Origin of the sequence: Paenibacillus sp. BK033 (assembly GCF_004345425.1) — a bacterium.
GTDB lineage: Bacteria > Bacillota > Bacilli > Paenibacillales > Paenibacillaceae > Pristimantibacillus.
On record NZ_SLVP01000001.1, the window covers coordinates 1,224,316 to 1,249,473 of the forward strand.

The 25,158-nt window shown below is 51.5% G+C and carries 26 protein-coding genes; 23 read left to right on the plus strand and 3 right to left on the minus strand.

Going from position 1 to position 25,158, the window contains the following annotated elements:
- Positions 1 to 10: 10 nt before the first annotated feature.
- From EV294_RS05450 to spo0A, 6 genes are all read left to right on the plus strand, one after another.
- A complete protein-coding gene (locus EV294_RS05450; protein WP_132304532.1) occupies positions 11 to 850 on the plus strand; it encodes a TlyA family RNA methyltransferase in 840 nt (279 codons plus the stop codon).
- Positions 851 to 1,092: 242 nt separating this feature from the next.
- The gene (locus EV294_RS05455; RefSeq protein WP_132304534.1) at positions 1,093 to 1,551 is read left to right on the plus strand and encodes a hypothetical protein; all 459 of its coding nucleotides are present in this window, start codon (positions 1,093 to 1,095) and stop codon (positions 1,549 to 1,551) included.
- Between the two features lie 20 nt (positions 1,552 to 1,571).
- Positions 1,572 to 2,024, plus strand: a complete 453-nt coding sequence (gene ahrC, locus EV294_RS05460; protein ID WP_015843915.1) for a transcriptional regulator AhrC/ArgR — start codon at positions 1,572 to 1,574, stop codon at positions 2,022 to 2,024.
- A 22-nt stretch (positions 2,025 to 2,046) separates the two neighbouring features.
- A complete protein-coding gene (gene recN, locus EV294_RS05465) occupies positions 2,047 to 3,756 on the plus strand; it encodes a DNA repair protein RecN (protein ID WP_132304536.1) in 1,710 nt (569 codons plus the stop codon).
- A gap of 123 nt (positions 3,757 to 3,879) precedes the next feature.
- Entirely contained in the window at positions 3,880 to 5,205 is a 1,326-nt protein-coding gene (gene spoIVB / locus EV294_RS05470) for a SpoIVB peptidase (protein WP_207918101.1), read from the plus strand.
- Positions 5,206 to 5,469: 264 nt separating this feature from the next.
- Entirely contained in the window at positions 5,470 to 6,288 is an 819-nt protein-coding gene (gene spo0A, locus EV294_RS05475; protein ID WP_132304540.1) for a sporulation transcription factor Spo0A, read from the plus strand.
- A 119-nt stretch (positions 6,289 to 6,407) separates the two neighbouring features.
- Here the strand turns inward: spo0A and EV294_RS05480 are convergent, their stop codons facing one another.
- On the minus strand, positions 6,408 to 6,701 hold the full coding sequence (locus EV294_RS05480) for a DUF2627 domain-containing protein (protein WP_132304542.1): 294 nt from the start codon (positions 6,699 to 6,701) through the stop codon (positions 6,408 to 6,410).
- A 219-nt stretch (positions 6,702 to 6,920) separates the two neighbouring features.
- Here EV294_RS05480 and lpdA point away from each other — a divergent pair, with 219 nt between their 5' ends.
- From lpdA to EV294_RS05510, 6 genes are all read left to right on the plus strand, one after another.
- The gene (gene lpdA, locus EV294_RS05485; RefSeq protein WP_132304544.1) at positions 6,921 to 8,348 is read left to right on the plus strand and encodes a dihydrolipoyl dehydrogenase; all 1,428 of its coding nucleotides are present in this window, start codon (positions 6,921 to 6,923) and stop codon (positions 8,346 to 8,348) included.
- Between the two features lie 96 nt (positions 8,349 to 8,444).
- Entirely contained in the window at positions 8,445 to 9,458 is a 1,014-nt protein-coding gene (locus EV294_RS05490; protein ID WP_132304546.1) for a thiamine pyrophosphate-dependent dehydrogenase E1 component subunit alpha, read from the plus strand.
- A gap of 1 nt (position 9,459) precedes the next feature.
- Positions 9,460 to 10,443 (plus strand): alpha-ketoacid dehydrogenase subunit beta, encoded by a 984-nt coding sequence (locus tag EV294_RS05495; RefSeq protein WP_132304548.1) that lies wholly within the window; start codon positions 9,460 to 9,462, stop codon positions 10,441 to 10,443.
- Positions 10,444 to 10,480: 37 nt separating this feature from the next.
- Complete coding sequence (locus EV294_RS05500; RefSeq protein ID WP_132304550.1) at positions 10,481 to 11,785, plus strand: dihydrolipoamide acetyltransferase family protein; 1,305 nt, start codon at positions 10,481 to 10,483, stop codon at positions 11,783 to 11,785.
- Between the two features lie 21 nt (positions 11,786 to 11,806).
- Positions 11,807 to 12,526 (plus strand): lipoyl(octanoyl) transferase LipB, encoded by a 720-nt coding sequence (gene lipB / locus EV294_RS05505; RefSeq protein WP_132304552.1) that lies wholly within the window; start codon positions 11,807 to 11,809, stop codon positions 12,524 to 12,526.
- A gap of 150 nt (positions 12,527 to 12,676) precedes the next feature.
- A complete protein-coding gene (locus EV294_RS05510; RefSeq protein ID WP_132304554.1) occupies positions 12,677 to 13,804 on the plus strand; it encodes a M20/M25/M40 family metallo-hydrolase in 1,128 nt (375 codons plus the stop codon).
- 43 nt (positions 13,805 to 13,847) lie between these two features.
- On the opposite strand, the gene mciZ is transcribed toward EV294_RS05510, so the two are convergent.
- On the minus strand, positions 13,848 to 13,979 hold the full coding sequence (gene mciZ / locus EV294_RS05515; protein WP_132304556.1) for a Z-ring formation inhibitor MciZ: 132 nt from the start codon (positions 13,977 to 13,979) through the stop codon (positions 13,848 to 13,850).
- A gap of 101 nt (positions 13,980 to 14,080) precedes the next feature.
- On the opposite strand from mciZ, the gene EV294_RS05520 reads away from it, so the two are divergent.
- The 3 genes from EV294_RS05520 (at position 14,081) to fur (ending at position 15,921) form a co-directional block, all read left to right on the plus strand.
- Positions 14,081 to 14,638, plus strand: coding sequence for an NUDIX domain-containing protein (locus EV294_RS05520; RefSeq protein WP_132304558.1), 558 nt, complete (start codon positions 14,081 to 14,083; stop codon positions 14,636 to 14,638).
- Between the two features lie 87 nt (positions 14,639 to 14,725).
- Positions 14,726 to 15,370, plus strand: coding sequence for a stage II sporulation protein M (gene spoIIM / locus EV294_RS05525; protein WP_132304560.1), 645 nt, complete (start codon positions 14,726 to 14,728; stop codon positions 15,368 to 15,370).
- A gap of 92 nt (positions 15,371 to 15,462) precedes the next feature.
- On the plus strand, positions 15,463 to 15,921 hold the full coding sequence (gene fur / locus EV294_RS05530) for a ferric iron uptake transcriptional regulator (protein WP_132304562.1): 459 nt from the start codon (positions 15,463 to 15,465) through the stop codon (positions 15,919 to 15,921).
- A 71-nt stretch (positions 15,922 to 15,992) separates the two neighbouring features.
- Here the strand turns inward: fur and EV294_RS05535 are convergent, their stop codons facing one another.
- Positions 15,993 to 17,012 (minus strand): S8 family peptidase, encoded by a 1,020-nt coding sequence (locus EV294_RS05535; protein WP_165930581.1) that lies wholly within the window; start codon positions 17,010 to 17,012, stop codon positions 15,993 to 15,995.
- A 344-nt stretch (positions 17,013 to 17,356) separates the two neighbouring features.
- Here EV294_RS05535 and ald point away from each other — a divergent pair, with 344 nt between their 5' ends.
- The 8 genes from ald to EV294_RS05575 all read left to right on the plus strand — a co-directional run bounded on the left by ald (position 17,357) and on the right by EV294_RS05575 (position 25,150).
- Entirely contained in the window at positions 17,357 to 18,499 is a 1,143-nt protein-coding gene (gene ald, locus EV294_RS05540) for an alanine dehydrogenase (RefSeq protein WP_132304566.1), read from the plus strand.
- Positions 18,500 to 18,596: 97 nt separating this feature from the next.
- Positions 18,597 to 18,821 (plus strand): YqzK family protein, encoded by a 225-nt coding sequence (locus EV294_RS05545; protein WP_132304568.1) that lies wholly within the window; start codon positions 18,597 to 18,599, stop codon positions 18,819 to 18,821.
- 141 nt (positions 18,822 to 18,962) lie between these two features.
- On the plus strand, positions 18,963 to 19,853 hold the full coding sequence (gene xerD, locus EV294_RS05550; RefSeq protein WP_132304570.1) for a site-specific tyrosine recombinase XerD: 891 nt from the start codon (positions 18,963 to 18,965) through the stop codon (positions 19,851 to 19,853).
- A gap of 166 nt (positions 19,854 to 20,019) precedes the next feature.
- The gene (gene deoB, locus EV294_RS05555; RefSeq protein ID WP_132304572.1) at positions 20,020 to 21,204 is read left to right on the plus strand and encodes a phosphopentomutase; all 1,185 of its coding nucleotides are present in this window, start codon (positions 20,020 to 20,022) and stop codon (positions 21,202 to 21,204) included.
- Between the two features lie 25 nt (positions 21,205 to 21,229).
- Positions 21,230 to 22,060: a purine-nucleoside phosphorylase gene (locus EV294_RS05560; RefSeq protein ID WP_207918102.1), complete on the plus strand. Its 831-nt coding sequence runs from the start codon at positions 21,230 to 21,232 to the stop codon at positions 22,058 to 22,060.
- Positions 22,061 to 22,169: 109 nt separating this feature from the next.
- On the plus strand, positions 22,170 to 22,334 hold the full coding sequence (locus EV294_RS05565) for an aspartyl-phosphate phosphatase Spo0E family protein (RefSeq protein ID WP_015843935.1): 165 nt from the start codon (positions 22,170 to 22,172) through the stop codon (positions 22,332 to 22,334).
- Between the two features lie 27 nt (positions 22,335 to 22,361).
- Positions 22,362 to 23,690: a pyrimidine-nucleoside phosphorylase gene (locus EV294_RS05570; protein WP_132304574.1), complete on the plus strand. Its 1,329-nt coding sequence runs from the start codon at positions 22,362 to 22,364 to the stop codon at positions 23,688 to 23,690.
- 245 nt (positions 23,691 to 23,935) lie between these two features.
- The gene (locus EV294_RS05575) at positions 23,936 to 25,150 is read left to right on the plus strand and encodes a D-alanyl-D-alanine carboxypeptidase family protein (protein ID WP_132304576.1); all 1,215 of its coding nucleotides are present in this window, start codon (positions 23,936 to 23,938) and stop codon (positions 25,148 to 25,150) included.
- The last annotated feature ends 8 nt before the right edge of the window (positions 25,151 to 25,158 follow it).

Here is a 25,158-nt window from a genome sequence, read left to right on the forward strand (position 1 = left end):
AAGGAGAATCATGACGACGACACCCAAGGAAAGAATAGATGTATTGCTAGTGGAACGCGGGTTCTACGAGAGCAGGGAAAAAGCGAAAGCGGCTGTTATGGCCGGTCTGGTGCTGGTCAATAACGAGCCGGTGGATAAAGGCGGCATGAAGGTTCCGCGGGAAGCCGAGATCAAAGTGAAAGGCGCCATCCATCCTTATGTCAGCCGCGGCGGGCTTAAGCTGGAAAAAGCGATCCGATCCTTCGGTATCGATTTGGCCGGGAGGGTTATGCTTGACATCGGCGCATCAACCGGCGGTTTTACCGATTGTGCCTTGCAGCACGGCGCTTCGTTCGTATATGCCATTGACGTTGGCTATAACCAGCTGGATTGGTCGCTCAGACAGGATGAACGGGTCCGAGTGATGGAGCGTACCAACTTCCGATATACGCAGCCGGCCGATCTGGACGGTCCGCCGCCAACCTTTGCCTCGATTGACGTATCCTTTATATCGCTCAAGCTGATTTTGCCGGCACTCAGCGGTCTGCTGAGCGTAGGCTCCGGAATTGTCGCCCTTATCAAGCCGCAATTCGAGGCAGGGCGGGAGAAGGTTGGCAAATCGGGCGTAGTCCGGGAGCCAAGCGTCCATAAGGAAGTGCTTGATACGGTGCTGAAGGCTGCGTCGGAGCTTGGCTACAAACTGCAAAACCTGACGTTCTCACCTATTACGGGCGGAGAGGGCAACATCGAGTTCCTTGCCTACTGGACGTGGGAAAATGAGCCAAACGCCGCGATCCCTGACGAAGAGGCCATCAAGGACGTTGTCCGTCAGGCTGGCGAGACCTTTACCGTAAAACAGAAACAACCGTAGCAGCCGTGAATTGCGCAATTGGCGTTATCGCTCGTTTTGGAGGCACAAGTAAACAAGGGAATGCTTCGACCGTATTGAATAGCGGCCAGCGTTCCCTTTTGTTTTTCCTCTTTACAAACATGTGTTCGTTTTGCTAAACTGAAAGCAACCAAACATGCGTTCGTCCATTTGTTTGCAAGAGGAAAATGCTCCCTTCATCACGAACCAATTAAGAGAGGTTCTTAAGGAATGGAGGGCTGCGTATGGGAATGTACGGTGACTGGTTTATAATGCTGGTCGCTGGCGCGTTTTTGTTATTCTGGGCGTATCGGGGCTTCTACCGCTGGCTTCACCAGCCTGCGAACGTCAATCGATTGACGCTTGGCAAAGGTGGCGAGCTTGCAGAAGATGACGAGAATATTCAGTTTCTGGAACGATCAGGATACGAAGTTATTTCCGGTAAGCACAGGGTTCCGATCGGAATCGAATTGGACGGACAATCACTTAACAGCCGATTGTACATTGATTATATTGCCGAACAAGATGGCAAAATGTATATTGTAAAAGCTGCCCGGGAACGTATGCCCATGGATTGGACAGGCAGCGGTGTTCGAGACCGTCTTCTTGTCTATTCCCTCCTGTTGCCTGAATGCGCGGGGGTATTGTTCGTGGACGTGAAGGAGCAGATTATTCGGCGAATTATTTTTGACATAAGCGACTAGCATGTTTGGGGAGGAAAGTTATGAAAGGCATCAGACAATACAAAATCAAGGAATTAATTACGAAGAATACGATCGAGACGCAAGAGGAACTGGTGGATGCCCTGAGGGATGCCGGGCTCCAGGTGACTCAAGCTACCGTATCCAGAGATATGAAAGAGCTTATGCTCATTAAAGTACCCGCTGGCGATGGACGTTACAAATATTCGCTGCCGCAGGACCAGCAGCGTCAGAATCCGATTAATAAGCTGAAGCGGGCGCTTATCGATCATTTCACCCATATCGACTTTACCGAAAATCTGGTGGTCATGAAATGCTTGCCGGGCACGGCCAATGCGATTGGCGCGCTGATTGACAATATGGAATGGCCCGAGGTTATGGGGACGATATGCGGCGATGATACGATTCTTATCATTTGCAGAACGAAGGAGAAGAGCGGTGAGCTTGTTGAGAAGCTGCTCGACCTTCTGAATTAAACATTGTTGGAGGTCATTGGCCATGCTGCGCGAGCTATCCATTCGGAATTTAGCCGTTATTGAAGAAGTAAACGTTTCGTTTCATCATGGATTTCATGTATTGACAGGTGAGACAGGTGCGGGGAAATCCATACTTATCGACGCACTTAGCTTAATTGTTGGTGGACGGGGCTCCGCAGATATGGTCAGGTATGGCTGCGACAAAGCCGAGATGGAGGCCATGTTCGACCTGCCTTCCCATCATCCGGTATGGGCGGTAATGGAGCGGCTTGGCGTACAGGCTTCAAGAGAAGAGATGCTGGTTATACGGCGGGAGCTCACTTCCCACGGCAAGAGCAGCAGCCGGGTTAACGGGCAGCTTGTCACGATGACGATGCTGAGGGAGGTCGGCGAATGCCTTGTCAATATTCACGGGCAGCATGAGCATCAATCACTCCTGCGTACCGAACAGCATCTGGAATGGCTGGACTTGTTTGCCGGCGATTTGCTCATTGAGCGGAAGACTGCTTACCGGGCAGTGTATCAGCAGCTTCAGCAAGCGCGTGCATCCGTTCGAGAGCTGGAAGAGACAACCCGTCATAATGTACAGATGCTTGATTTGTACCGCTACCAGATCGAAGAGATCACGAATGCCAAGCTGAAGGCCGGCGAGGATGAGCAATTATTGGAGGAACGCCGCAAGCTGCAATATGCAGGCAAGCGGATGGACTCCGTATCAGAAGCCTACGCTTTGCTCTACAGCGGTAAAGGGCTTGACGCCATTAGTAAAGCGATCGGCAAGCTGACCGATATCCAGTCTTACGATCCCGCAGTGCTGACACCTATGCTCGAACAGCTTCAGTCTGCTTTTTATCAAGCCGAGGATGCTGTATTCCAGCTTCGCGATTATCGGGACGGCATTGATTCCGATCCGGAGCAGCTGTCCATGATTGAAGACAGGCTGGACTTGATCAACGGACTGAAGCGCAAATACGGAGAGAGTATTCCGGATATTCTTCAATATTTGGAGCGCATTACGGAAGAGCGCGACAAGATTGAGAATCGTGACGAGTATTTGGATAAGCTGCGCAAAGATGAGCTGCGCCTTTATTTGCAGGCACATGAATTAGCGCAGGAGTTGTCCGAGCTTCGTTCCCATGCATCCGAACGTCTCGCAGCCGCCATCGAGCTGGAGCTTAAGCAGCTTCAAATGGGCAATACGATTTTCCGCGTGCAGCTCGACCATCCAACTGCGGCAGAAACATCCGAAATGGCGGCTCTTAACGCTAACGGCATCGATGAAGCCATCTTTATGCTGTCAACGAATCCGGGCGAGCCGCTTAAACCGCTCAATAAAATTGCCTCCGGCGGTGAAATGTCCCGAATCATGCTTGCGCTGAAGGCGATTTTCGCCGAAATTGACCAAGTGCCTGTTCTGGTCTTTGATGAGGTGGATACTGGCGTGAGCGGCAGAGCGGCACAAGCCATTGCGGAGAAAATGTCACAGCTCTCGGCGAAATGCCAGATTTTCTCTATTACGCATTTGCCTCAGGTTGCTTGCATGGCGGATCACCATTACGAAATTAAGAAGCATATTATTGAACAACGTACTTCCACAAACGTCACGAAGCTGGTGGAGCACTCGCGTATTGAAGAACTCGCCCGCATGCTGGGCGGTGTTGAAGTAACGGAAAAAACCCGTCATCATGCTCAAGAAATGCTTGTTTTGGCGGATCGCCAGAAGGGAGCCTAAAGGAAGGTATTCAGGGAATGTTTTTGTGGTCATAAAACAAACAGTGCGGGGTAACTTAAAGGTACGCCAATGGCGAAATGTCCTTTCTCGTCATGCGATGGATTAACAGGGAGCGTGAAATCATTGAACTCCAGCCCAAGGAAGAAATGGTTTGGCCTAGTTCTCGTTATCTGCGTCTGCATGATCGGACTCTCCGCGCCGTTTCAACATTTTGCCGCATTCCCGAATGAACTTCGTTTATTCTCCGGCCAACTGAAACGATTACAATATGGAGTTCCCGTACATGCAGAAGTTACCGTGGATCCACGAATGCTTCAGATTAATGGCTCAACCCGTCAGTCATTATCAGTCAATTTGAATGACCCCATTTCGTTACAGCCGCATCAGAGCGGTCAGACGAGCATGAAAGTGAAATTATTTGGTAAAATTCCGTTCAAGACCGTCAAAGTAAATGTCATGCCTGATTTAAGGGTTATCCCGGGAGGTCAAACAATTGGCGTGAAAGTGAAATCCGCCGGTATTCTTGTCGTTGGCCACCATCAGGTCCGTGCAAATAACGGAACGAAGGAGTCTCCTGGGGAAAAAGCAGGTCTCCGCTTAGGCGATCTTATTATCAGGATCGATGGGCACAATATTAATGAGGTCAGCAAGGTAGCAAATCTGGTGGAGCAAGCGGGCAGGCAGCAGCGTCCACTCGCGATTACTTACAAGCGCAACGGTACCATCGGAGAAACAAAGCTGTATCCAGTCCGCGATGCGGAAGAGCGTAATTGGAAGCTTGGTCTTTATATTCGCGATTCAGCAGCCGGTGTGGGCACATTAACGTTTTATGCTCCTGATCAAGGTGTCTACGGCGCGCTTGGGCATGTCATTACCGACATGGATACCCAAACACCTATAGAAGTTGGCGAAGGGCAGATCCTGCAGTCCAGCGTGACGTCCATTAACAAGAGCCAAACGGGAGAGCCGGGAGAGAAACGTGCCCATTTTGTCAAGGAAGGCAAGATCTTAGGCAATATCGAACGCAACACGCCATTCGGTATTTTTGGCAAAATGAGCGAAAACCCGAATCACAGCTTTAACGACAAAGCGATTCCCGTAACGTTCGCCGAAGAAGTTAAAGAAGGTCCGGCTCAAATTTTGACTGTTGTTAACGGGCAAAAAGTCGAGCGGTTTGATATCGAAATCGCTCATGTTACGAAACAGCCTGCCCCAGCGACCAAAGGTATGGTAATCAAGATTACCGACAAACGACTTCTTGATAAAACAGGAGGTATCGTTCAAGGAATGTCTGGTTCGCCGATTATCCAGGATGGGAAGCTGGTTGGAGCCGTTACCCATGTATTTGTTAACGATCCAGCTTCGGGCTATGGCTGCTTTATTGAATGGATGCTGCAGGATGCAGGCATCTTGATGAGAGAGAAATCGACGCAAGGTACAGCTGCATAACCAATAAAATAACCGCTGATTGGGCTTGATTAAACCCTTCAGCGGTTTCTTCATGAAGACGGCTATAATGGTTGGATTTGTCGAAAATTTACGAACAGCATCATAAAATGTAATAAATTATTAATTATAACGAAAAAGATTAAAAAATCAAAGGAAAAAAATTTTCGACAGAAGGAATTTAAACCGGCATGTCGAAAACTTTATTCCAAGACAACTAGGGAAAGGTAATCGCGCAGTGAATACCATTTAAGGGAGGACCAGACCTTGCACAAGATCGAAGTATTGCTGGCAGATGACAATCGTGAATTCACCAATTTATTATCCGAATACATATCGGAACAAAATGATATGAACGTAAGCGGAGTGGCTTATAACGGTGAAGAAGTATTGTCTTATTTCGAAGAAGGCAGAAAAGTACCAGATGTTCTAATCCTTGATATTATAATGCCTCACCTGGACGGCCTGGGCGTACTGGAACGCATTAAGGAATTAAATATCACGCCAATGCCTAAAATCATCATGCTGACCGCATTTGGTCAAGAGAATATCACACAAAAAGCCGTTCAGCTTGGGGCATCTTATTATATCTTGAAACCGTTCGATATGGAGATACTTGCAAATCGGATTCGTCAATTGGTGGGCAATTCCACGTTTACTTCCTCGGCATCGTTTAGCAGCTCTGCAGCAACAACGACGATCAAATCAAATGTCGTGCCGCTTGCCAAAGGCAAGAATCTAGACGCCAACATTACAAGCATCATTCACGAAATTGGAGTTCCTGCCCATATCAAAGGCTATCAGTACTTGCGCGAAGCGATTACGATGGTATACAACAACATCGAAATTCTGGGAGCCATTACGAAAACGCTCTATCCTGCGATTGCAGAAAAATTCAAAACAACGCCATCCCGCGTTGAACGCGCTATTCGCCACGCTATTGAAGTAGCTTGGACACGCGGCAATATCGACAGCATCTCACACCTGTTCGGCTATACGATCAACATCAGTAAATCCAAGCCAACAAACTCCGAGTTTATTGCAATGGTAGCTGATAAGCTCCGCATCGAGCACAAAGTAAGCTAAAGAATAAAACCGCTATTTATTATTGGTTCCACCCAATATGAAGGCGGTTTTTCTTTTCAAGGCAAAAAACACCCCGCCATACTCGAGGAGTAGCAGCGGGGTGTTCTATGTCTTTTTGCTTAAGCTTGCGGTTTTGGCGGTCTGGGACGTTTCGGACGGAATCTTGGGGCGACGTAATTGCGTTTGCGATCGCGGAAAAAAATCCAACCGCCAATAAAACCAACGCCGATTGCAAAGAGAACAAGTCCAAATAAGAAGCTTAGCCATGCAAAATCCGGATGAATGGCATCGTTTCCGAAATCGGAAAAGTAATTGAATAAGGCATTTTTCATCTTGAGAAAACCGATACAGGCCGCAATACCGGGTATGACGAGCAGCAGAACGGCAATTAGACGGGCAGCAACTAATCTCATATGTATGATGTTCTCCTTGTATCCGTAATTAAACATTCCTTCCTATGATACCTTTTTCTGCAGGCAGTGTCTATTTCGGAAATTTAACGATGTAAATCGATTTGAAAAAAGGTACAATAGGACGAGTGGTAATCGGATGTTTACTAAGAAGTAATTATCACGAATGCATACGCAAATAGGCTCACTAGGGAACCATTTTTTTAGGAGGTATAATACATAATGACAATCCAAGTGGATGTAGCTGTGCTTGGCGGTGGCCCGGGCGGATATACAGCAGCGATCAGAGCTGCTCAGCTGGGCAAAAGCGTAGCTATCGTGGAGCTCGATAAGCTGGGCGGCACTTGCTTACATAGAGGATGTATACCAAGCAAATCGCTGCTTCGCAGCGCAGAAGTGTATGCGACTTTGCTTGAAGCGGACAAATACGGAGTTTCGGTTACGGAGGGTGCTCTGTCACTGGATTTCAATAAGGTTCAGGACCGTAAAGAAAAGACAGTCGAGCAATTGCATAGAGGCCTGAAAGGCTTGATGAAAAAATATGATATCCAAATTATAAATGGCAAAGGCCGTATCATAGGCCCTTCCATCTTTTCGCCTCGCAGCGGTTCATTAGCCGTTGAACTGGCCGACGGGGAGATGGAGTCGGTCGTATCGACGAATCTGATTATCGCAACGGGCTCTCGCCCTCGTCATCTGCCGGGGCTAAAACCGGACGGCGTGCATATCTTGTCCAGCGACGATGCTCTACGGCTCGAGAAGCTTCCGGAATCGATGCTGATCGTTGGCGGCGGCGTCATCGGGGTGGAATGGGCCTCGATGCTGCAGGATTTTGGCGTACAGGTAACCTTGGTTGAGGTTGGCGCTAGACTTCTTCCGGGGGAAGATTCTGAAGTGTCGGCTGAGCTGACGAGACTGCTCCGTCGCCGCGGCGTGCGGGTACTCACCAATGTCCAGCTCAAAACCGAAGAGCTATCGATTAACGGAGACGAGGTGTCCATTACAGCCGATACTTCCGAAGGGAATATTCTGCTTACGGCAAGCAAGCTTCTGCTGTCCGTCGGTCGTCAGGCGAACATCGAAAACATCGGTCTTGAGAATACGGATATTCAGACCAAAAACGGCGTTATTTACGTCAACGAATTCGGTCAAACAACCGAGCCGCATATTTATGCGATTGGCGATGTTATCGGGGGCGTACAGCTTGCGCATGCTGCATCCCACGAAGGCGTGGCTGCAGCCGAGCATATTGCGGGTTACAAGAAAGAAGCGGTTGATCCGAATCTTATCCCGCGGTGCATCTATTCCCGCCCGGAAGTGGCGTCTTACGGTCTGACGGAAGATGGGGCCCGGACGAAAGGGCATGATATCAAGACAGGTAAAATACCGTTTGCCGCAATTGGCAAAGCTCTTGTACTTGGAGAAGCAGACGGATTCGTGAAGGTGATTGCCGACCGGAAGACCAATGACATCATAGGTGTCCACATGATTGGTCCGCATGCGACAGATTTGATCTCCGAGGCTTCGCTAGCCGGATTGCTAAACGCAACGCCTTGGGAAGTCGGTCAGCTTATTCATCCGCATCCAACCTTATCCGAAGCTCTTGGGGAAGCTATGCTTGCCATTGACGGCAAATCGCTCGCTCTCTAAGCGTTGGATTTTCTTTTTCGGGCAAATGCGGTTATAATAGGTAATATCAAGTCTTAGTACCTGGTTTTAAAATCAGGTTAAAGGAGGCACAACCTCATGAGTCAATCAACCGAACAAACCTTTCGTCATAACGAATTAGGCTTAACGAACGAACAGGCTCTTGAAATGTACGCAATGATGGTGCTCGCCCGTAAATTCGACGAGCGCAATTTGCTGCTGCAAAGAGCGGGTAAAATTAATTTCCACGTTTCCGGCATCGGACAGGAGGTTGCGCAAGTTGCCGCTGCCTTTGCGCTCGACCGGGAGAATGATTATTTCCTGCCTTATTATCGCGATTACGGATTTGTCCTCGCCGTCGGCATGACGGTAAAAGAATTAATGCTGTCTGTCTTTGCCAAGGCTGAAGACCCGAACAGCGGAGGCCGCCAGATGCCAGGCCACTTCGGAAGCAAGCGTCTCCGGATCGTAACGGGCTCCAGCCCGGTTACCACGCAGGTACCGCATGCGGTTGGCATTGCTTTGGCCGCGAAAATGAAAAATAAACCGATCGTCAGCTTTGTTACCTTCGGAGAAGGCTCGAGCAACCAGGGCGATTTCCATGAAGGCTGCAACTTTGCCGGAGTTCATAAGCTCCCCGTTATTTTGATGTGCGAAAACAACCAATACGCGATCTCGGTGCCGGTGCGCAAGCAGCTTGGCGGACGAGTAGCTGACCGTGCCCTTGGTTACGGCTTCCCGGGTTACCAGGTTGACGGCAATGACGCTCTTGAAGTCTTCCGGGTGGTCAAGGAAGCGCGCGAACGCGCGATCGCCGGCGAAGGCCCGACGCTCATCGAAGCGATGATGTACCGCCTGTCCCCGCATTCTACTTCCGATAACGATCTTGCGTACCGCACGAAGGAAGAAGTAGACGAAAACCGGGCGAAGGACGGCATCCCGAAATTTAAAACGTACTTAGAAGAATGCGGCCTCTGGAATGAAGAGCTTGAGGCCGAGCTTCACGCGCGCATCCGCAAGACGGTCGATGAAGCAACGGAATACGGCGACAACGCGCCATTCCCGGCGCCGGAATCCGTACTGTTGCACGTGTATGCGGAGGAGGGACGCTAAGATGGCAAAAATGGATTATATCGATGCGATACGTCTGGCAATGAAAGAAGAGATGGAGCGCGACGACGACGTATTCGTGCTTGGCGAGGACGTTGGCTTAAAGGGCGGCGTATTTACGACGACCAAAGGACTTCTTGAGCAATTTGGCGAAATGCGCGCGCTTGATACGCCGCTTGCCGAGTCGGCTATTGCAGGGGTTGCTATTGGCGCGGCTATGTACGGCATGAAGCCGATTGCGGAAATGCAATATTCGGACTTCATGTTCCCGGCGACTAACCAAATTATTAGCGAAGCGGCAAAAATCCGTTACCGCTCCAATAACGACTGGAGTTGTCCGATTGTTATCCGTGCGCCAATCGGCGGCGGTATTTTTGGCGGCTTGTACCACTCGCAATGTCCGGAGTCGGTGTTTTTCGGAACGCCGGGTCTCAAGATTGTAGCTCCTTACACGGCTTACGATGCAAAAGGGTTATTAAAAGCGGCAGTGCGCGATCCGGATCCGGTTATCTTCTTCGAGAATAAAAAATGCTATAAGCTTATAAACGGCGATGTGCCTGAGGATGATTACGTTGTCGAGATCGGAAAAGCCAATGTGCTTCGCGAAGGCGACGACATTACCGTTATCGGTTACAGCATGCCGCTCATATTCGTTGAGCAGGCAGCTGCAGAGCTTGCGCAAGAAGGAATCAGCACTCATATACTTGACCTAAGAACGCTGCAGCCGCTCGACAAGGATGCGATTCTTGCGGCAGTCCGCAAGACGGGAAAAGTATTGATTATTCATGAAGACAATAAGACTGGCGGCGTAGGTGCGGAGGTATCGGCCATTATAGCGGAAGAACTGCTGTATGAGCTGGATGCTCCTATCCAAAGACTTTGTGGTCCGGATGTACCGGCAATGCCGATTAACCCGCCGGGCGAGAAGTTCTTCTTGCTCAACAAAGACAAAGTAAAAGAAGCAATGCGCAATTTGGCGCTATACTAAGCGACAAGTACGTGTCAGGTAGGGAGATGGATAATTAATGAAATCAGTGAAGGAGATCGTCATTCCTCAGTTGGCGGAATCACTGGTCTCGGCGACTATTGATAAATGGCTGAAGCAGCCGGGTGACCGGATTGAGATGTATGAACCGATCTGCGAGCTTATCACGGACAAAGTAAGCGCGGAGCTGCCATCCACGATTGCAGGCACGCTGGTCGAGATTCTGGTTGGCAATGGCGAGACGGTACCGGTCGGGACGCCGGTATGCCGCGTTGAGACGGAAGCTGTTTCGTCCTCATCGGAAGCTGTAACAGTTGTGGAATCCACAAAATCTGACGTAAACGCGGAATCGACGGATGAAGGCGACAAATCGATGCGCAACCGCTTCTCGCCGGCTGTTCAGCAGCTTGCGGCTGAGCATGGCGTCCGTCTGGCCGATGTACAGGGAACGGGACTTGGCGGAAGGATCACCAGGAAGGATATTCTGGCTTACGTAGCTTCGGGAGCGGGACAAGCGCCTGCAGCAGCGAGACTGGTTACGCCTCCGCCGAGCACAAACGTATCGGAAGTGCGTTCGTCCGGCTTGCATTTAACGGAGACGCCTCGTACGCCAACCGTCCCTAGCCAAAGCGCCTCGATAACGGGCCGGGGGGAAGACTTCATCGACGTATCGCCGATTCGAAGCGCAATTGCCCGCAATACCATGCTAAGCGTGAATGAAATTCCGCATGGCTGGATGATGATTGAAGTCGACGTTACCAATCTGGTACAGCTCCGCAATAAAGTGAAGGATGAATTCATGAAGCGCGAAGGCATTAACCTGACTTATCTTGCTTTTGTTCTGAAGGCTGTCGTTAATGCTTTGAAAGACTTCCCGATCATGAACTCGATGTGGGCCGTCGATAAAATTATCGTGAAGCGGGATATTAATATCTCTCTGGCAGTCGGTACGGAAGAGTCCGTTGCGACGCCGGTTATCAAAAATGCCGATCATAAAACGATTGCCGGCCTTGCGCGGGAAATCGATGATCTGGCACGCCGCGGACGCGAAGGAAAACTGACGCTCAGCGATATGCAGGGCGGTACCTTTACCGTCAATAACACGGGTTCCTTCGGTTCGATTATTACGAACCCGATTATTAACTATCCGCAGGCCGCCATTCTGACCTTTGAATCGATTGTGAAGAGGCCTGTCGTCATTAACGACATGATCGCGATCCGTTCGATGGCGAATATGTGCTTGTCGCTTGATCACCGCGTACTGGATGGCGTTATCTGCGGCCGTTTCCTGCAGCGCGTGAAAGACAATTTGGAAGGCTTCAACGTAGATACGAAATTGTACTAGAAGAAACGGGGTAATCCGAGCATGACTGACACGGCATTTAAACACGTGGAGCGGCATTTGGAAGCCCGATATATACCGATGATCGGTTATGCGGAAGCATGGGAAATGCAGAAATCGATCGTGCGGCAGATCAGCCAGGAGGAGCGTCAGGAGACGCTTCTCCTTCTTCAGCATCCGCCTACTTATACGCTTGGCACAGACCGTCATCACGAGCATCTGCTGCTTAGCGAGGATGAACTGATCGAGCGCGGAATATCGGTCTTCGAAATCGACCGCGGAGGGGATATTACTTATCATGGGCCGGGACAACTGGTGGGCTATCCGATGCTGTTCCTGCCGATGGAAGGATTGGATCTGCATGCGTATCTTCGCAATGTAGAACAGGCAATAATCAATTGGCTGGCCGAATATGGTATAGAAGCGGGAAGAAAGCCGGAATATACTGGAGTATGGGTCGGCAATGAGAAAATCGCCGCAATCGGCGTGAAATTCAATCGGGCCCGTGATCGCGGCGGTTTTGTAACAAGCCATGGCTTTGCCTTGAATATCGAGGCGGGGATAGGTAGCGAAGGCTTCAGCGGCATTATTCCATGCGGCATTCAGGAGTACGGGGTCACATCCTTTAACGACCTGTCCGGCGTTGCGCTGACCGTGGAAGAGGCAGCGCGGCAGCTGCTGCCGCATTTCTGCCGCGTATTCGGGTTTGCCAATCCCGAGCTGCTAGAGCAGCGAGCTGATTGAAGCAACAAGCGTCGTAACGACAAGGGCAGTAACAACAAGAATAGCAACTAGACGTATAAGTTTTTGCATCTTCAAGGGTAAAAACTCCTTTCTTTTTTAAAACAAGCTCCCGTCTATTGTAATCGAAAACAGAGAGCGGAGGAAATAGTTATGGTTAATCAGGAACGGATCGTCAGCGAATTTATTGAACTTGTCAAGATAGACAGCGAGACAAGATTCGAGCAGGAAATAAGCAAAGTGCTGAAGGCGAAGTTTTCGGAGCTGGGTCTTTCCGTCGAGGAAGACGATGCGATGGAAAAAACGGGGCATGGCGCAAACAATTTGTTCGCTTTGCTGGAAGGCACGGGAGATGCGGGAGCGCCTACGATTTTGTTTACTTCCCATATGGACACCGTAGCGCCGGGCAACGGCATCAAGCCGCAAATTGACAGTGACGGCTACATAAGAAGCGATGGCACAACGATACTGGGCAGCGACGATAAAGCAGGACTTGCCGCGATGCTGGAAGCGATCCGCGTGCTTAAGGAAAACAATATCCCCCATGGTCCGATCCAATTTGTCATTACGGTCGGCGAAGAATCCGGACTTCTTGGCGCGCGGAACATGGATGCCTCCAAGCTGAAAGCATCGTTTGGCTATGCGATTGATTCCAATGGTTCGATTGGGGATATGGCCGTAGCTGCTCCTACCCAAGCAAAGATCATCATGAAGCTGCATGGCAAATCGGCGCATGCCGGCGTCAACCCGGAAGATGGCATCAGCGCGATTCAAGTTGCCGCAAAAGCGATCTCCCGTATGCCGCTTGGACGTATCGACAAAGAGACAACGGCTAATATCGGCAGCTTCGAAGGCGGCGGCGCAACCAATGTCGTCTGCGATTTCGTCAAGCTGGTAGCGGAAGCCCGCAGTATCGTGCAGGAGAAGCTGGACCGTCAGGTGGACGCGATGCGCGAGGCGCTGGAGAGCGCGGCGGAGGAGTTTGGGGCGAAAGCGGAATTCGAAAGCCAATTGATCTACCCGGCTTATGTCCACGACGATCATTCGCCGGTCGTCCAGCTGGCCAAATCGGCAGCGACGGCAATTGGGCTTACGCCGCGCACTTTCCATTCCGGAGGCGGCAGCGACGCGAATATTTTCAATGGACTTGGCGTGCCTACGGTCAATCTGGCTGTCGGTTACGAGCATATTCATACAACCAAGGAACAAATCAAGGTCGCTGACCTCGTGAAAATCACGGAGCTCGTCATCGAGATTATCAAACAAGCGGCAAAAGCTTAAACTTCGGAGAAAAAAACGGCTTGTCCAAGCAAGGATAAGCCGTTTATTTCGATTTTTGCGGGGAGAGCAGCTTTTGAAGCGGGATATCCATTCGGGATAGCTTCCGCAGCTGGCTTTGAATTTCCCAAGCTTTGCCTACGAGTCTCAATTCATTATGCGTTAGATATTGTTTCATCCTTCACACGCTCCTTTGCGTATCTCTTATAGGCAATGGATATGCAAAAAGGGGACAGGTTATTCCATAATTCATCATTCGAAGAACAGGGGAGATTCAGGATGAGTCAGAACAACGAGCTTTGGCGGGAAGAAACAATCAGCACGCAGCCTATTTTCGAAGGGAAAATGATCACGCTCCAGGTGGATACCGTCGCGATGCCGGATGGCCGCACGGCTACGCGCGAAATTGTTAAGCATCCGGGCGCGGCTGCCGTTATGGCGCTTCTTGACGGAAAGCTGCTCGTTGTCGAACAGTTCCGCAAGCCGCTCGAGAAATTCCAGATCGAAATTCCCGCCGGGAAGCTGGATGCCGGAGAAGATCCGATGGAAGCCGCGGCACGCGAGCTGGAGGAGGAAACCGGCTACAAGTCCGACAGCCTGAAGCTTGTAAGCGCCTTTTTCACTTCGCCCGGCTTTGCCGACGAGAAGCTGTATCTGTATTTCGCGGAAAATGTGACGTCAGGCACGCAGCACACGGATGAAGATGAATATTTGCAGGTTGAGGCGATTACGCTGGAGCAGGCGGAGGCTTATATTGCGGAAGGCCGAATCAGCGACGCTAAGACGATTCTGGCCGTGTACGCGTGGAAGCTTTATCAGCTGACGGGTACGATCTAAAACTTGTCCGGACCGCTCTCTTGGACGTCATACGGTGAATAAAGGGAACATACACTTTATCAACTGGACAAGAAGGGAGAGTGTTCCATGCGTTCGCCAGCTTTTCAAGACGCGGTTAAAAACCAGCTGACCTTGTATGTATTTGTCGCCGTATTGTTTGTGGTAGGAGCCATATTCGGCGGGCTGATGGTCAGCGCTTTGACATTGGAGCAGCAGCAGGATTTGGCGGCGGATGTGAATCAATATATCAGGCTGGTGAATGACGGCGTGTCGCCCGATGCGTCGCAGTCGTTCTGGGACAGCTTTATATTTCATGGCAAATGGCTGTTTTTGTTATGGTTTCTAGGCATATCGGTGGTGGGGATTCCTTTTGTGCTGGCGCTGGATTTCTTGAAAGGAGCGCTGGTCGGCTTTGCGGTAGGCTCCTTAATCTCCCAGCATGCCTGGAAAGGCGTATTGTTCTCGCTCGCCTCCGTTGCTCCGCCGAATCTGATCGTAGTGCCGGCCATAATGATCACCAGCGTTGCGGCCATTACCTTTTCAACCTATGTCATCAAGAATCGCCTGCTCCAGCAAAAAGGGACTTTAGCCCCGCAAGTTGCGTCGTTTACGTCTACCGCCTTGCTTATGCTGCTGCTTTTGGCCGGAGCATCCCTGCTGGAAGCGTATCTTTCGCCTTACTTCATGCAATGGGCGGCTCCTTATCTGACAGGGGCTGAAACAGCCGTCTAACGGCAAAATGTTTGACTTTATGAATGGTTAACCCCTATAATGAAAGCAAACGTTTCCTGATGTTGGCGCAGACATGTGGTAGGGGGGAAATCATGGAAGCCCGGATTGAAAAGATAAAACAACAGTTGCAGTCGCAGGGCTACAAATTAACCCCGCAGCGTGAAGCAACCGTTCGTGTATTGCTTGAGAACGAAGACGATCACTTAAGCGCCGAGGATGTATTCATGCTCGTAAAGGACAAGGCCCCGGAAATCGGACTCGCTACGGTATACCGTACGCTCGAATTGCTGAGCGAAATGCATGTAGTCGAGAAACTTAATTTTGGTGACGGCGTTGCCCGTTACGACCTTCGTACGGACAGCAGCAAGCACCACCATCATCATCTGATTTGCGTACAGTGCGGCGCAATGGACGAGATTAAGGAAGACTGGCTTCTTCCGCTGGAGGAACGGTTAGAGCAGGAATACGGCTTTACCGTTATCGACCATCGTCTTGACTTCCAGGGCGTATGTCACCGTTGCAATGCGAATAATGACAAAACAAATGAATAAACGGCTTTGCTGCCCAGCGTATCTGGACGGCAAAGCCGTTTTGGCGTTTTATTGGGGCGATCTTATTACCGTCAAATTCGATCCAGCTGCAGGAGTCCCGCGCCCTGCTCGTTCTCGGACTCGGAAGGCAGCGGCATCGCCCGGCTCTTAAGCTTCTCCGACACCTGGGCTGGGCTAAGTCCCGCCTGCTTGGATAACAGGAGAGCAACGCCGCCGGCAGCATGCGGGGCGGACATGCTGGTTCCGGACAGGGTCATGTATCCGCCATTCAACCATGTGGATTTGATCTGCTCGCCTGGCGCAGCCAGATCGATGCCCGAACCGCGGCTGCTAAAGCCCGTTACTTTATCCGACATATCGGTAGCGGCGATAGCCATCGTCTCGGGAAAAGAGGCGGGGGCGTCAATCATGCCGTTATCCTCCGTTCCGGAGTTGCCGGCAGAGGCGACAATAACAATACCTTGCTTATAGGCTTTTGCAATAACATCCCTGAGCGCGCGGCTGACGGTTGAACCAACCAGGCCAAAGCTCATGTTGATCACATCCATCTTATTGCGGATGCACCAGTCAACGCCGGCTATGATGCTGGATACGAATCCGCCGCCCCGGCTGTCCAAGGCTTTAACGGCATAGAGCTCGACATCGGGGGCCACTCCTTTGATCCCGTCCAGGCCTCTGGCCGCGGTTATTCCGGCAACATGGGTGCCGTGGCCGTTATCATCCGCGTAGCTTCCGCCCCGAATCGTATTGACTCCCCCGGCAATTTGCAAATTGGGATGCGCTGCAATTCCCGTATCAATAATGGCGACCTTTATCTTTCCGCCGGTTGTCCGCGGCCAAGCTTCATGGGCTTTGACGCGGCATATATTCCATGTCAGCTCGGGCGGGCAGGCCGCCATCGCATGGACCGTTGTTTTGCTTCTCCCCGCTGCCTTATGCTTCTTGAATAGATGTACCCGGATTCGGACATCGCTCTCGACCCTTTTTACTTCCGGGTGTCTCGCAATGGGCTTCCAAGGGCGGCGCTTGTCGAAATGGCAGCCGATCGTTCGGAGGGCCGGCATCCGTTTGTAAGGCTTTATCCCTTTCATTTGTAATCTTCTGAGACATTTTTTATAGGAGCGACCCGTTTTGAAGGTAATTAGTTTGCGAACGGTATTTCTGGATGGGACACGCTTTGAGCTTGTAAACAGCAGCTTTTCCAGCTTTGGCATATACATTCTCCTATTCGTTCTATATATAGACCGTCAAAGCCAATGAAAACGTGCTTGTTCATTGTATGGAGCGCCAGCCAAGTTCGTTATGGTCACCTGTACGGAATAACAGCACATATTTTTCGATCGGGCTGGAAAAGGTACGCTTATGGGCTAACATTTGTCCCTAAAGTTTCATACAACATAGTAGATAGTGCGCCATATTCCAGGAGGGGAAGCTAATGATTATCGGCGTTCCGAAGGAAATCAAATCGAGCGAGTACCGTGTTGCGCTTACTCCGGCGGGCGTAACCATGCTGAAGGCGGCAGGCCATAAGGTGATTGTGGAGACGAGAGCCGGCGAAGGAAGCGGATTCGAGGATCGGGATTACGAGTTGGAAGGCGCGGAGATTCGAGGAGAGGCATCGGAGGTATGGAAAGAAGCGGATATGATCATGAAGGTCAAAGAGCCGCTTAAGGAGGAGTTTTCCTACTTCCGCGAAGGACTGATCTTATTTACGTATTTGCATCTTGCCGCGGCTCCCGAGCTTACCCGTGCATTGATGGACAGCGGGGTAACGGGGATTGCATACGAGACGATCCAACTCGCAAACGGAAGCCTGCCCCTGTTGACGCCAATGAGCGAAGTGGCGGGACGCATGGCCGTACAGGTGGGCTCGCAGTTTCTTGAAGCGTTTAATGGCGGCAGAGGTGTGTTGTTGGGAGGCGTACCCGGGGTGCCGCCAGCCGAGGTTGTTATTATCGGCGGCGGAATCGTAGGTACAAACGCAGCGAAGATAGCACTCGGCATGGGCGCGAACGTTGTTGTCTTGGAGAAAAGCACCGACCGCATGAGATACCTGGATGATGTGTTTGGAGGCCGGCTTCGTACGCTTATGTCGAGTCCCTATAATATTGCGGATGCCGTCGGAAAAGCGGATTTACTCATTGGAGCGGTACTGATACCGGGAGCAAAAGCGCCGCATCTGGTTACGGAAACGATGGTGCAATCCATGAAAAAAGGCTCGGTAATTGTGGATGTGGCTGTTGACCAGGGCGGGTCGATTGCAACCGTTGACCGTCCAACCACGCACAAGGATCCCATTTATATGAAGCATGGCGTGGTCCATTACGCGGTCGCCAATATACCGGGTGCCGTTCCGCGTACGTCTACTTTTGCTTTAACGAATGTTACGATGCCGTATGCCCTTGATCTTGCAAGTCGAGGGTGGGAGGCCATTAGAGCCAGCGTGCCTCTGCAGAAAGGGGTTAACACCTACCGGGGAACTGTCACTTATGAACCGGTCGCAGCGGCATCAGGACTTCCTTACACTCCGCTTCAACGATGGCTGGACAGTATCGCTTTCGACAATCTTGAGCCTTAACTTTAGGCGAATCTGGGCGTTATTCAAGGTATAACCATTAGGCCTCTCTCATAGATTGTTACGGATGGACAACCGTAAAAATAAAGGAGGAAGGCAGATGGTCCTCTCCCTGCGCAGATGGATAAGCCGAATCTTGTTTGTTGTGATATTCACCTTGTTGCTTCTGATCGTGACGGGCAGCTATCGCTGGCTGGTTGACGTGATTGCGCCCGTCCACCCTTATAGAGAGCCTAAAGGCGCTGCGTTGAAAGTTTTCCAGGCCGATGCGGAAAAGGGAAGCATCGCGGATCGGCTGAGGTGGTTTTATTGGTATGGGGAATGATATAACCTGGTATAAAATAAAAGTGGTAAAGCAGGATTTGAACGGCCGGTTGTGGAATAGTGGAATAGCAGGATAACTTGCCCGCAGACAAGGTCCATAGCCCTATGGCCCTGATCATCCTTCTGGACGAAAGGAACCGGCATGAAAGCTCAAGTAGAATCCTTTATTCAATATTTAATGAACGAGCGCGCCTTATCCAGCAGTACGCTGGAGTCTTACGGACGCGACTTGCAAGGCTTGCTCGACTATCTGGAACAGCAATCGATCGCGAATGTGGCCGACGTTCACCGTCACCATTTGTCGCATTATTTACTGCGTCTGAAAGAGAGCGGACGCAAGACTTCGACGGTATCCCGGCATATTGCGTCCATTCGCGCTTTTTTTCATTATTTGGCGGTAAACGGTTATATACAGCTTAATCCCGCCATCTACATAGAGTCCCCCAAGCAGGAAAAGAAAGAACCTAGCGTGCTGTCGATCGAGAACGCAGGCCAGCTTCTTGAGACTCCTCAGCCGGTTACGGCTGCCGGGAAGCGGGACAAAGCGATGCTGGAGCTTCTGTATGCCACAGGGATTCGGGTGTCCGAGCTGATTTCGTTAAACGTGGACAGCGTGAATTCGCAGTTAAACATCATTCGTTGCGTGGGCAGCGGGATGAAGGAGCGGATCATCCCGTTTGGAAGAATGGCCGCATCCGCCCTTGACGATTATTTGCAGAATGGCAGAGCGGAGCTGCTTAGGCAGTCGGAGGACGAGCCTGCTTTGTTCCTCAATCAGCTTGGCACGCGGATGACTCGCCAGGGCTTCTGGAAGATGGTCAAAAAGTACGCGAAGGAAGCGGGAATCTCCGAAGAGATTACACCGCATACGCTGCGGCATTCGTTTGCGGCGCATCTGCTGGAGAACGGGGCTGATCTCCGGGCCGTCCAGGAGCTGCTCGGTCATGCGGATATTTCGACCACCCAGCGGTATACGAAGGTCTCCAAGGTAAAAATGAAGGATGTATATTCGAATGCCCATCCCCGGGCATAGCTGCAACCAAGAGTAAGAATTGCAACCAAAAAGCGCGTTGCAATTCTTAGGCTTACGCTTACGAAGTAAGAATTGCAACCAAAAGCATGTTGCAATTCTTAGGCTTACGCTTACGAAGTAAGAATTGCAACCAAAAGCATGTTGCAATTCTTTTAGGAGGATCCCAATGAAATTTGATCGTATTGCAGTAATTGTATTAGACAGCGTCGGCATCGGCGAATTGCCGGATGCGCCGTCCTTTGGGGACAGCGGGTCCCATACGCTTGGCCACATCATTGAACGCGTGCCGTCGATCGAGCTTCCGAACCTGCGTCGCTGGGGACTTGACCGGATCGCGGATCTGGCGGATTGGAAGCCGGAAGGGGAAGCGGCAGCTTATTACGGCAAAATGGCCGAGGTCTCGGTTGGCAAGGACACCATGACCGGCCATTGGGAGCTGATGGGGCTTAAGATTACCGTTCCGTTCCAGACATTCCCTGAAGGCTTTCCGGCCGAACTGATCCAGGCGTTCGAGGAACGCACCGGCCGCAAGGTGATCGGCAACAAGCCGGCAAGCGGCACCGAGATCTTGGATGAGCTGGGCGCGGAGCAGATGGAGACTGGGGCATGGATCGTTTATACGTCCGCCGACAGCGTGTTCCAGATTGCGGCTCACGAGGAAATTATTCCGTTAGAGGAGCTGTACCGCGGCTGCGAAATCGCCCGAGAACTGACAATGGACGAGCGGTTTGCCGTGGGACGCGTTATAGCGCGGCCTTATGTCGGATCCCCCGGCGCTTTCAAGCGTACGCCGAACCGTCACGATTATGCGGTAAAACCGCCCGAGGCAACCGTTCTGAACCTGTTGAAGGATAACGGACTAGATACTATCGCCATCGGCAAGATTAACGATATTTTTGACGGCGAAGGCATTACGGCGACTACGTCGACGAAAAGCAACGCCGACGGGATTGCGCGTACGATTGAAGCGTTGAAACAACCGTTCAAAGGCCTGCTCTTCACCAATCTTGTTGATTTTGATTCCCTCTATGGACACCGGCGCGATCCGGAGGGTTACGCGAAAGCGCTGGAGGAGTTTGACCTGGTGGTTCCGGAGCTCGAGAGCACGCTTGGGGAACGCGATCTTCTCATCGTAACGGCCGATCACGGCAATGACCCGGTCCATCCGGGAACCGACCATACGCGCGAATACGTACCGATTCTGCTGTACAGCCCGGCATTTGCAACTCCGGAGCGGCTTGACACAAGAGCCACCTTCTCGGATCTTGGCGCGACAATCGCCGACAATTTCGGCGTGCCGACACCGCCAAACGGCGCAAGCTTCTTAAGCTTGCTGAAGACAAAAGAGTAACAAGGATACAGAGGAGGAACAAACGATGAGTTCAACTACAATGACAGCAGCACAGATTAAAGAGGCCGCTTCCTATATCGCCGGCAAAGTACAGGTTCAACCGGAGATTGGCCTTATTATGGGATCCGGCCTTGGCGTGCTTGGCGACCATATCGAAAACCCGGTTACGATCGATTACAGCGACATTCCGCATTTCCCGGTATCTACGGTTGAAGGCCATGCGGGAGAGCTTGTAGTAGGCACCTTATCCGGCAGAGCGGTAGTGCTTATGCGCGGCAGATTCCATATGTACGAAGGTTACGGACCGGAGCTGACGGCATTCCCTGTACGTGTCATGAAGGCGCTTGGCGTTACGGCCCTGCTCGTCACAAATGCCGCAGGCGGCGTGAATCTCGATTACGAGGCCGGCAACCTGATGCTGATTTCCGATCATCTGAACATGACGGGCAAAAACCCGTTGATCGGTCCAAACGACAATGAGCTTGGCGTAAGATTCCCGGATATGTCCGAGGCATACAGCAAGCGTCTGCGCGCCATTGCCCGCGAAACGGCGGCCAAGCAAGGCCTCAAGCTGCAGGAAGGCGTCTATGCCGGTTTGCTTGGTCCAACATACGAGACGCCTGCCGAGATTCGCATGCTGCGCGTATTGGGTGCAGATGCCGTCGGCATGTCGACTGTTGCCGAAGTCATTGCCGCCCGCCATTCCGGCATTGAAGTGCTCGGTATTTCCTGTATCAGCAATATGGCGGCAGGGGTGCTGGATCAGCCATTGTCGCATGACGAAGTCATGGAAACGACGGAGCGCGTAAAAGCTGAATTTTTGGCGCTGGTAAAAGAAGTTATCCGACTTTTTTAGTAGATCTTTGTAATAAAAATGTAACAATTGGCTCGACGGAATATGACAGTATCTGATGGCGGGGTCGTCGTATAATGTCCATGATTATGGGATGATGGAGTGGAGAAACGTGGACAAGCTATTACTCGTCGAAATTGAGCAGCTTAGAGGGAAAATGGTTGAAAAAGCAATGAAAAAGAAAACATTTGTACATCGTGAGGTGCTCCAGCTGAGTCAAATGCTGGACGAACTGATCGTTCGGCAACAAATGCTGCGAGCGCATTCTCATAAATGACTGCGCGGCAGAAACGGAGTGAATAACATGCGAGCAGTAGATCTAATACAAAAGAAGCGGGACGGCGGAGAGCTGACTGCAAAAGAATTGACGTTTCTGGTGGACGGCTATTGCGATGGAGACATTCCGGATTATCAGATGTCGGCTTGGGCGATGGCGGTACTCTTTCGGGGAATGACGCCGGCCGAGACAGCGGCACTTACGCTTGCCATGGCGAATTCGGGAGACCAGGTAGACCTGGCTCCGATCGCGGGAGTGAAGGTGGACAAGCACAGCACGGGCGGAGTAGGCGACAAGACAACGCTGATTATTGCCCCGCTAGTTGCCTCCGTTGGCGTCCCGGTTGCCAAAATGTCCGGCAGGGGACTTGGCCATACGGGAGGAACGATCGACAAATTGGAATCGATTGCAGGCTTCCAGACGGAGCTGACGAGGGAGAAATTCCTCGAACAAGTGAATGAGCTTGGCTTGTCGGTGATCGGACAAAGCGGAAATCTGGCACCAGCAGACAAAAAGCTGTATGCGCTGCGGGATGTGACGGCTACCGTCGAATCCATTCCGTTAATCGCGAGCTCTGTCATGAGCAAGAAGATCGCGGCCGGCGCGGATGCCATCGTGCTGGACGTGAAGACGGGAAGCGGCGCTTTTATGAAGACCGTTGAGGATTCCGAGAAGCTGGCCCAAGCCATGGTGGAGATCGGCACCCAGGTCGGCCGTCAGACGGCGGCAGTCATCAGCGACATGGATCAGCCGCTTGGCTTCGCTATCGGCAATGCGCTGGAAGTCCGGGAAGCTATTGAAACGCTGCGGGGCAATGGACCGGCGGACCTTACCGAATTATGTCTAACTTTGGGCGCGCATATGGTTGTCCTTGGCGGAAAAGCTTCGACGGTTGCCGAAGCGAAAGACCTGCTGCAAAAGCAGCTGGATAATGGCGAAGCCTTAGCCAAGTTCAAGCAGTTTGTTGAAGCGCAGGGCGGAGACGTTTCGGTCGTGGATGATGTTAATCGGTTGCCGCAAGCTGCGGTGCAAGTAGAGGTAAAAGCCGCTTCCGCAGGGTTTATCGCCGCGATTGATGCGGAAGAGCTTGGAATCGCCGCGATGCTGCTGGGAGCCGGACGGGCAACGAAGGAAGCGACCATCGATTATTCTGTTGGGATTACCATCCGCAAGAAGGTTGGAGATGCGGTAAGCGAAGGCGACACGCTCGCCGTGCTTCACGTGCGCGCCCAGGATTCTGCCGTGGAAGAAGTCATAGCTAAAGTCCGCGAAGCTTACGCGGTAGCGGCAGGGAAGCCCGATGAGCGACCGCTTCTTTTGTCCGTTGTTACGGCGGAAGGAACGCAGCGTTATTAGTTCCGTTCTTAAAGGGGCCGTCTCAAAAGAGAGTTAGCTGAATGAAGAACGGCTGGTTAGGTAAAATTGATGAAAAAAGCGGTGCAGCGGCTTATCCCTGCATCGCTTTTTTGTCGTTTTGGCTCCTTGTTTTTGCGTGGAATAATTTTCATGAAAGAGGTCAAGACTGGAGAAGACAATATAGCCCAATTGCGGTGTTAAAACGTTTCGACAAGAACCGCATCATCTTTGAAGGAGACCTGCACATGAAAAAAGTTTGTACGAAGCTGTTCATCCTATTCGCTGCATTTGCCCTAACCGCAATGCCAGCTGCTGCTAACGCCAATGCCGTATCCAGCGCGAAAGAGCCCGTTCCCGGCGCTCAAGGCCAGCAGCAAACCGCATCGCTCGATCTAGCACCTTTCGCGCGTTCCGCGGTCCTGATGGACGCTGACAGCGGAACCGTCATTTACGAGAAGGACAGCAACGTCAAGCTTCCTCCGGCGAGCATTACGAAGGTCATGACGATGCTGCTGATCATGGAAGCATTGGACGACGGGAAAATCAAACTGACCGACAAGGTGCCAACTAGCGAGTACGCGGCATCCATGGGCGGTTCCCAAATATTCCTAGAACCCGGTGAAGAAATGACGGTTGACGAGATGCTGAAAGGAATCGCGATGGCTTCGGGCAACGATGCCTCTGTCGCCATGGCGGAAAAGCTTGCGGGAACCGAGCAGCAATTTGTAGTGATGATGAACGAGAAAGCGCAGCAGCTTGGCTTGAAAAACACGCATTTTGCCAACTGCAACGGGCTGCCTGCGGCTGATCACTATACTTCCGCTCATGATATCGCCGTGATGTCGCGCGAGCTGCTGAAGCATTCCGAGATTACGAAATATACCGGGTCCTACCAGGATTATTTGCGCAAGTCATCGGAGAAACCGTTCTGGCTCGTGAACACGAACAAGCTTGTACGGTTCTACAGCGGAGCCGACGGTCTTAAGACAGGCTTCACGAATGAAGCGAAGTTCTGCTTAACGGCAACGGCCAAACGCGACAACCTGCGAGTGATCGCGGTCGTGATGGGCGAGCCAAACACCAAAACGAGAAATGCCGAAGTATCGCAGATGCTGGACTTCACGTTCGCGCAATACACGACCCATCCGATCTTCAAAGAAGGGGATACGATGGGAACGATCAAGGTCGAGAAGGGCGCAGTACGGGAAATGCCGCTCGTTGCGAAGCATCCTTACAGCATTCTGCTCAAAAAAGGAGCGGCTACTCAGGATATCCGTTACGAGCTGCAGATCGATCAACCGCTTAAAGCGCCGGTTGCGATCGGACAATCCATCGGCAAGCTAGTCGTATACCAGGGCGACCAGGTTGTGAAGGAGTTCCCGGTAGACGCGCCGCAGTCGATTGATAAAGCGGGTTGGTTCAAGCTGCTTAAACGTTCCTTCGGCGGGCTTTTCTCTTAGCGCATTTT